This is a genomic window from Streptomyces sp. WZ-12, from assembly GCF_028898845.1.
Lineage (GTDB): Bacteria > Actinomycetota > Actinomycetes > Streptomycetales > Streptomycetaceae > Streptomyces.
This window is the reverse complement of record NZ_CP118574.1, coordinates 2,195,688-2,204,578: the sequence shown is the minus strand read 5'-3', so window position 1 is coordinate 2,204,578 and position 8,891 is coordinate 2,195,688. Positions and strand designations below refer to the sequence as shown.

Annotated in this window: 1 protein-coding gene (only partly in view); it reads left to right on the top strand. The window is 72.2% G+C overall.

Going from position 1 to position 8,891, the window contains the following annotated elements:
- The first annotated feature begins 19 nt into the window (after positions 1-19).
- Positions 20-8,891, top strand: the 5' portion of a protein-coding gene (locus tag PV796_RS09260) for a type I polyketide synthase (RefSeq protein WP_446750680.1). Its footprint extends 5,924 nt past the window's final position; only the first 8,872 of its 14,796 coding nucleotides appear in the window; its start codon is at positions 20-22; its stop codon lies off the right edge, out of view.

Genomic DNA, 8,891 nt, shown 5'->3' with positions numbered 1-8,891 from the left:
GAGAAAGTGGCACTAGATGGTGAACCAGGACAAGCTGCGGGACTACCTCAAGCGCGTCACGGCGGACCTGCACCAGGCCCGCCAACGCATCCGCAGCCTGGAAGCATCCGAACGCGAGCCGATCGCCATCATCGGCATGGCCTGCCGCTACCCCGGCGGCGTGACCTCGCCCGACGGCCTGTGGCAACTGGTCAGCAACGGCGAGGACGCCATCGGTGACTTCCCCGCCGACCGCGGCTGGGACCTCGACCGGCTGTACTCCCCGGACCCCGACCAGCCAGGCACCACCTACACCCGGCAGGGCGGATTCCTCTACCAGGCAGCCGACTTCGACCCCGAGTTCTTCGACATCTCACCGCGCGAGGCACTCGCCGTCGACCCACAGCAACGCCTGCTGCTGGAGACCGCCTGGGAAGCCATCGAACGCGCCGGCATCGACCCCACCACACTGCACGGCAGCCGCACCGGCGTCTTCGCCGGCACCATGTACCAGGACTACGCGTCCCGCCTGAGCGCAGTGCCCGAGGGTCTGGAGGGCTACGTCGGCAACGGCAGCGCCGCGAGCGTCGCCTCCGGCCGGGTCGCCTACACCCTCGGCTTCGAGGGCCCGGCGGTGACCGTCGACACGGCGTGCTCCGCTTCCCTGGTGGGCCTGCACCTGGCCGCCCAGGCACTGCGGAACGAGGAGTGCTCGCTCGCCCTCGCCGGCGGCGTCACCCTCATGGCCAGCCCCCGCGCCCTGCTCAGCTTCAGCCGGCAGCGCGGCCTCGCGCCCGACGGCCGGGCCAAGTCCTTCGCGGCCGACGCCGACGGCACCGCCTTCGCCGAAGGCGTCGGCATGCTCCTCCTGGAACGCCTCTCGGACGCCCGACGCAACGGCCACCGTGTCCTGGCGGTGATCCGTGGCTCCGCGGTGAACCAGGACGGCGCCTCCAACGGCCTGACCGCCCCCAACGGCCCCTCCCAACAACGCGTCATCGAGCAGGCCCTCCGCAGCGCGGGCCTGACCACCGCCGACGTGGACGCCGTCGAGGCCCACGGCACCGGCACCCCGCTCGGCGATCTCATCGAGGCCCAGGCCCTGTTGGCCACCTACGGCCAGGACCGCCCGGACGGCCGCCCGCTGCTGCTCGGCGCGCTCAAGTCCAACATCGGCCACACCCAGGCGGCCGCGGGCGTGGCCGGCGTGATCAAGATGGTCGAGGCCATCCGGCACGGCGTACTGCCGCCCACCCTGCACGCCGCCCACCCGACCCCGGAAATCGACTGGAACGCCGGCCAACTGCGCCTCCTCACTGAGGCGACCCCCTGGCCCGAAACGGACCGGGCCCGCCGCGCGGCCGTCTCCTCCTTCGGCATCAGCGGTACCAACGCCCACGTCATCCTGGAACAGGCCCCGAACGACGAGGAGTTGGCCGCCGGGCCGTCGGAGTACGGCGCCCCGGCGGGCGCGGTGGTCCCGTGGACGCTGTCCGCCAGGTCCGAGCCCGCCCTGCGCGCCCAGGCCCGCCGACTGGGCGCCCACCTGCTGGACCGTCCCGAACTGTCCCCGCTCGACGTGGGCTTCTCCCTGGCGGTGACCCGCTCCGCGTTCACCCACCGCGCGGCGGTCGTGGCCGCCGACCGCGACGCACTGCTGACCGGCCTGGCGGCACTGGCCGAGGACCAGCCGGACCCCGGCATCCTCCGCGGCCAGCCCCGCCCCGCCGCCGGCCGAGTGGCCTTCCTCTTCTCGGGTCAGGGCGCACAACGACTCGGTATGGGCCGGGAGTTGTATGCCCGTTTCCCGGTGTTTGCTGAGGCTTTTGATGCGGTGGTGGGTGAGCTTGAGCGTGCGTTGGGTTCGTCGGTGCGTGGGGTGGTGTGGGGTGAGGACGAGGCTGAGCTGAACCGGACTGTTCACGCCCAGGCGGGGTTGTTTGCGGTTGAGGTGGCGCTGTTCCGTTTGCTGGGGTCGTTCGGTGTCGTCCCGGATGTGTTGATCGGCCATTCGATTGGTGAGTTGGCGGCGGCGCATGTGGCGGGGGTGCTGTCGCTGGCGGATGCGTGTGTGTTGGTGGCGGCGCGGGGCCGGTTGATGCAGGCGTTGCCGGAGGGTGGCGCCATGCTCGCCGTCCAGGCCCGCGAGGACGAGATCGCTGACCTGCTGAGCGAGTCGGTGTCGTTGGCCGCGGTCAATGGGCCGGATTCCGTGGTGGTCTCTGGTGATGAGGATGCCGTCGAGGCCGTGCGGGGATGGGCGGAGGCGAACGGTCGGAAGTCGAGTCGGCTGCGGGTGTCGCATGCGTTCCACTCCCACCGCATGGACGGCATGCTGGCTGAATTCGCGGCAGTGGCAGAACAGTTGACGTACGCGGCGCCGCAGATCCCGGTGATTTCGACGCTCACTGGGGAGGTCGCTTCCGCCGCCGACCCGTGTTCGGCGGCGTACTGGGTGCGGCAGGTGCGGGAAGCGGTGCGGTTCGCCGACGCGGTGCGCAGCGCGGTCGGTGCCGGCGTGACCCGGTTCGTTGAGGTCGGCCCGGACGGCGTCCTCACCGCCCTGGCGGGAGCCGTCCTCGCCGAGCGCGCGGCCGACGCCCTCTGCGTGCCGACGCAGCGCGCGGACCGCTCCGCCGAACACGCACTGGTCTCCGCGCTGACCCAACTCCACATGCACGGCAAGCAGTTCGAGGTGACGCGCCTGCTCGCCGGCGGTCGGACGGTGGAGCTGCCGACGTATGCCTTCCAGCGGCAGCGGTACTGGATGGAGGCCGGTCCGGCCGATGTGCTCGGCCTGTCCGCCGCGGCCGTGGGGATGCCGGAAGGTGGCGGGCGGTCGGTGGTGGATGACTGGCACTACCGGATCTCGTGGGCGGCCCTGAGCGAGTCGGAGGAGAGCCGGCCCTCGGGCCGGTGGCTGCTGCTGACCGGTCAGGGTGAGGACGAATGTGCCGATGTCGTCCGGCAGTTGGAGGCGCGCGGGGCGGAGGTCAGCCGTCTGAGTGTGCCGTCCGCGGTGGATCGTGCCGGACTCGCTGAGCTCGTCCGTTCCAGCGCGGGAGCGGCTGCGGTGTCTGGTGTGCTGGTGGCGCTGGATGCGGTGCGGATGGCGACCGCGGTGCAGGCGCTGTCCGACGTCGAGGTCTCCGCGACTGTCTGGGGACTGACGCGGGGCGCGGTTTCCGCCGGCCCTTCCGACGAGGTCATCGATCCGGATGCCGCGATGGTGTGGGGCCTGGGCCGGTCCGTGGCGTTGGAGTTGCCGGATCGGTGGGGTGGGTTGGTTGATGTGCCGGCTGTGGTGGATGAGCGGGCGGGGCGTCGGCTGGCTGCGGTTTTGTCGCAGGGTGTTGAGGATCAGGTGGCGGTGCGGTCCTCGGGCGTTTTTGGTCGGCGGTTGGTGCGTTCGGGGCGGGTTGCGGATGTGGGGGAGTGGTCGGTTGCTGGTGGCACGGTGTTGGTCACGGGGGGTACGGGCGCGTTGGGCGCGCAGGTGGCTCGTTGGGTCGTCGAGCGGGGCGCGCGCCGCGTCGTTCTGCTGAGTAGGCGGGGCGAGGAAGCGCCTGGCGCGCCTGAGTTGCGGGAGGAGCTGACGGCATCCGGTGCGGAGGTTCGTATCGTTGCCTGTGACGTGGCTGACCGTGTGGCGTTGGCTGGGGTGTTGGCCGATGAGGAGGTCGCCGCGGTCTTCCACACCGCTGGTGTGTTGGACGACGGTGTGGTGGACGGGCTGACGCCCGACCGCTTCGCGAAGGTGTTGGCGCCCAAGGCGGATGCGGCTCGCCATCTGGACGAGCTCACCCGGGATCACCCCGTCACCGCCTTCGTCCTCTTCTCCTCCATGGCTGGGGCCATCGGCGGTGCGGGACAAGGGAATTACGCGGCGGCGAATGCGTCTCTCGATGCGTTGGCGCAGTTGCGTGTGAGTGAGGGGCTGCCGGGCACGTCCGTGGCGTGGGGTGCCTGGGACCAGGCGGGCATGGCCACCGGCGATGTCGTGGCCGACCGGCTGGCGCGCGGCGGTGTCGGCACGATGGCGCCGGAGCTGGCGTTGCGCGCGTTGGAACGGGTGTTGGGGGCCGAGGTCTGCCCGCTGATCGCCGACATCGACTGGGAGCGCTACGCCCCCGCGTTCACCGCGGCCCGGCCCAGTCCGCTGCTCGGCGGAGTGCCCGAGGCCCGGCACGCGCTGGAGGGCGCGGACCCGGCCGGTGCGGCGGTCGAGGAGGGCGCGCTGGCGGCCCGACTGACGGGGCTGCCGCCCGCGGAGCGCGAACGGACCGTGCTGGACCTGGTACGTGCTCAGGCGGCCGCCGTACTCGGCCACCGGACGCGGGACGCCGTCGCCCCGGACCGAGCCTTCCGGGAGCTCGGCTTCGACTCCCTCACTGCCGTCGAGTTCCGCAACCGCCTCACGGCGGCGACTGAACTCCCGCTCCCCGCCACCCTGATCTTCGACTACCCCACCCCGGACGCGCTCGCCCGCCACATCACGGCCCGGGCGCTCGGCGACGAGGCCCGCGCCGACGACGAGACGCGGACGACCGCCGCGGCACTGCCAGGCACCGACGACCCGATCACCATCGTGGGCATGGCCTGCCGCTTCCCGGGCGGGGCCAGCACCCCCGAGGACCTGTGGCGGCTGCTGGTCACGGGCGTCGACACCATGGGGCCGTTCCCCGAGGACCGCGGCTGGCAGCTCGACTCGCTGATCGATCCGGACCGCAGCCGGCCGGGCACCAGCTACGTCGGCGAAGGCGGATTCGTGCGCGACGCGGCCGACTTCGACGCCGAGTTGTTCGGAATCTCGCCGCGCGAGGCGCTGGCCATGGACCCCCAACAGCGACTGCTCCTGGAAGCCTCCTGGGAGGCGATCGAGCGGGCCGGCATCGACCCGGTCTCGCTCCGGGGCGACCGGGTCGGCGTCTTCGCCGGTACCAACGGCCAGGACTACAGCACGCTGCTGCTGCACGCGACCGAGGACGTCGAGAGCCAGCGCGGCACCGGCGGGGCGGCCAGCGTGCTGTCGGGCCGGGTGTCCTACGCCCTCGGTCTGGAGGGCCCGGCCGTCTCCGTCGATACGGCGTGTTCGTCGTCGTTGGTGGCGTTGCATTGGGCTGCGCAGGCGTTGCGTGGTGGTGAGTGTTCGTTGGTGTTGGCCGGTGGTGTGACGGTGATGTCGACGCCGGGTGCGTTTGTGGGGTTCTCGCGGCAGAGTGGGTTGGCTGCTGATGGTCGGGTGAAGGCGTTTGCGGATGCGGCGGATGGTACGGGTTGGGGTGAGGGGGTCGGCGTTCTCGTTCTGGAGCGGTTGTCGGATGCTCGTCGTCATGGGCATCAGGTGTTGGCTGTGCTGTGTGGTTCGGCGGTGAATCAGGATGGTGCGTCGAACGGTCTGACGGCGCCGAATGGGCCGTCTCAACAGCGGGTGATTCGGCAGGCGTTGGCCAGTGCGGGGTTGTCGGCCGCTGAGGTGGACGCGGTGGAGGCGCACGGTACGGGTACGCGGTTGGGTGACCCGATCGAGGCCCAGGCACTGTTGGCAACGTACGGGCAGGGTCGGCCGGCGGAGCGTCCGTTGTTCCTTGGCTCGATCAAGTCGAACATTGGTCACACGCAGGCGGCGGCGGGTGTGGCCGGTGTGATCAAGATGGTGTTGGCGATGCGGCACGGGGTGCTGCCGAGGACGTTGCATGTGGATGCGCCGTCGTCGCAGGTGGATTGGTCGGCGGGGGCGGTGGAGCTGCTCACCGAGAACCGGGCCTGGGAGGGTGAGGCTGGCCGGGTGCGGCGTGCGGCCGTCTCGTCGTTCGGTATCAGTGGTACCAACGCGCACGTCATCGTGGAACAGGCGCCGGACGAGCCCACCGACACCGCGGGGGCGGACCCTGTGGTCGGCGGGGTGGTGCCGTGGACGGTGTCGGCGACCTCGGAGGCCGGCATCCGTGCCCAAGCCGCGCGATTGCATGCCTTCCTGGCCGAGTGGCCGGAGCCGTCGCCGGCCGACATCGGGCACTCCCTGGCCACCACCCGGGCTGACTTGGAACACCGCGCGGCCGTCGTGGCCGCCGACCGCGAACAGCTCCTGCACGGCCTCGAAGCGCTGGCGGAGGGAGCCCCCTCGGCCGATGTGGTGCGGGGCACCGCCGCGTCCGTCGCCGGACGGATCGGCTTCCTCTTCTCCGGCCAGGGCGCTCAACGGCTGGGCATGGGCCGCGAGTTGCATGCCCGCTTCCCGGTGTTCGCCGAGGCTTTCGACGCCTGTGTCGAGGGGCTGGAGCGGGCGTTGGGTGGGTCCCTGCGTGAGGTGGTGTGGGGCGCTGACGAGGCCGAGCTGAATCAGACCGTGCATGCCCAGACCGGGCTGTTCGCGTTCGAGGTGGCGTTGTTCCGGCTGCTGGAGTCCTTCGGGGTCGTTCCGGACGTGTTGATCGGGCATTCGGTTGGTGAGGTGGCGGCGGCGCAGGTGGCTGGGGTGCTGTCGCTGGAGGATGCCTGTGCTCTGGTTGCCGCCCGTGGTCGGTTGATGCAGGCGTTGCCGGAGGGTGGGGCGATGCTCGCCGTCCAGGCCCGCGAGGACGAAATCGCCGCGCATTTGGGTGAGTTGGTGTCGCTTGCGGCGGTCAACGGCCCGGGTGCGGTGGTGGTGTCCGGTGATGCTGAGGCCGTCGAGGCCGTGCGTGAGTGGGCTCGGGCGAACGGTCGGAAGGTCAACCGTCTGCGGGTGTCGCATGCCTTCCACTCCCACCGCATGGACGGCATGCTGGACGAGTTCGCTGCCGTCGCGGGCGAGTTGACGTACCGGGCGCCGCGCATTCCGGTGGTTTCGACGCTCACCGGACAGGCAGCCTCCGCCGACGACCTCTGCTCGTCCGCGTACTGGGTGCGGCAGGTGCGCGAGGCGGTGCGGTTCGCCGATGCGGTGCGGAGCGCGTCCGGCGCCGGTGTGACCCGGTTCGTGGAGGTCGGCCCGGACAGCGTGCTCACCGCCCTGGCCGCCGGCACGCTCGCCGATGCGGAGGCGGAGGCCGGGAGCGCCACCTGCGTGGCGACGCAGCGCGCCGACCGCGACCCCGAGCACACTCTCGTCACCGCCCTCGCCCAACTCCACACCGTCGGCGTGGCCGTCGACTTCGGCCCCGCGTGGGTGGGCGGACGCACGGTGGAGCTGCCGACGTACGCGTTCCAGCGGCGGCGGTACTGGGTGCAGACATCGCCGCTGCGCGCCGGGGACCTGCCGTCGGTGGGGCTCGGCGCGGTCGGGCACCCGCTCCTGGGGGCGGCCGTGACGCTGGCGGACTCCGGGCAGGTCGTGCTCACCGGCCGGCTGTCGCTGTCGTCGCATCCCTGGTTGGCGGATCACGCGGTGCTCGGGTCCGTGGTGCTGCCGGGCACGGCGTTTGTTGAGTTGGCGGTGCGCGCGGGGGACCAGGTCGGTTGCGATCTGGTGGAGGAACTGGCCCTGGAGGCGCCGCTGGTGCTCCCGGAGTCGGGCGGCGTGGCGTTGCAGGTCGTGATGGAGGCCGAGGACGCGGCCGGCCGCCGGTCGGTGAGCGTGTACTCGCGGCCGGACGAGGACCCCGAGGCGCCGTGGACCCGGCACGCCACGGGCGTGCTGTCCAGCGCGTCCCGGAAGGGCGCCGCCGCGGAGGTCGAACCGTCCGTGAGCTTCGAGGTCTGGCCGCCGGCGGCCGGGGAGGCCGTGGAGACGTCGGATGCGTATGAGGCGCTGGCGAGCGCGGGATACGGGTACGGGCCGGTGTTCCGCGGGCTGCGTGCGGTGTGGCGGGACGGCGGCGCGCTGTGGGCGGAGGTGGCGCTGCCGGAGGGTGTTGACGGGGTGACCGGCTTCGGCGTGCATCCCGCGCTGCTCGATGCCGCCCTGCACGCGGCGCGCGTGGGCGGGTTGTTGGAGCCCGGGCCGGCCGAGGGGCCGCGACTGCCGTTCGCCTGGTCGGGCGTGCGGGTGCATGCGGTGGGTGTGACCCGGGTGCGGGTGCGACTGGCCGCGTTGGGGCGCGACACCATGTCCGTGGAGATCGCCGACGAGACCGGCGCGCTGGTGGCCACCGTCGAGAGCCTCGCGGTGCGCGCGGTCGCCCCGGAGCAGCTCCGCGCGGCCCGGGAGTCCGGTGCGCTGTTCGAAGTGCACTGGGAGACCGTGGAGTTGGCGCGGGCGGCGACTGCCGGGCATTGGGCCGGGGTGGGTGCCGATCGGAGCCGGGACGCGTTGGGGATTGGTGACTGGTACGCGGACGTGACCGCGCTCGGTGCCGCCCTCGCCGCGGGTGCTCCGGCGCCCGAGGCGGTCCTCGTCGACGTGGCGGGCGACGAGACCGAGGAGGTCTTGGTCTCGACGCTCGACACGGTCCAGGCATGGTTGGCCGATGAGCGCCTCGCCGGGTCGCGGCTGGTCCTGCTCACCAGCGGTGCCGTGGCCGTCAAGGCGCCGCGCGACGCGTTGGACGTGCCGGCGCAGGCCGGCGTGTGGGGGCTGCTGCGGTCCGCGCAGGCCGAGCACCCGGGCCGGTTCGTGCTGGTGGACCGGGAACCGGGCGGTACGGCGCCAACTCCCGTGCTTCTAGCGGGCGTTCTTGCCGGTGACGAATCCCAGGCCGCGTTGCGCGGCGACGCCGTCTATGTGCCGCGGCTACGCCGTACCATCACCGCCGGAGCGGACCCCACCACGTCCGTGGCCACCAGCACCACCCCCACCTCCTGGAACCCCGACGGCACCGTGCTGATCACCGGCGGCACCGGATCCCTCGGCGGGCTGCTCGCCAGGCACCTGGCCACCCGGCACGGGATTCGGCACCTGCTGCTGCTCAGCCGCAGCGGGACGCGCGCCCCCGGAACGCACGAACTGGTCGCGGAGTTGGCCGGGCACGGCGCCGAGGCGCGGATCGTCG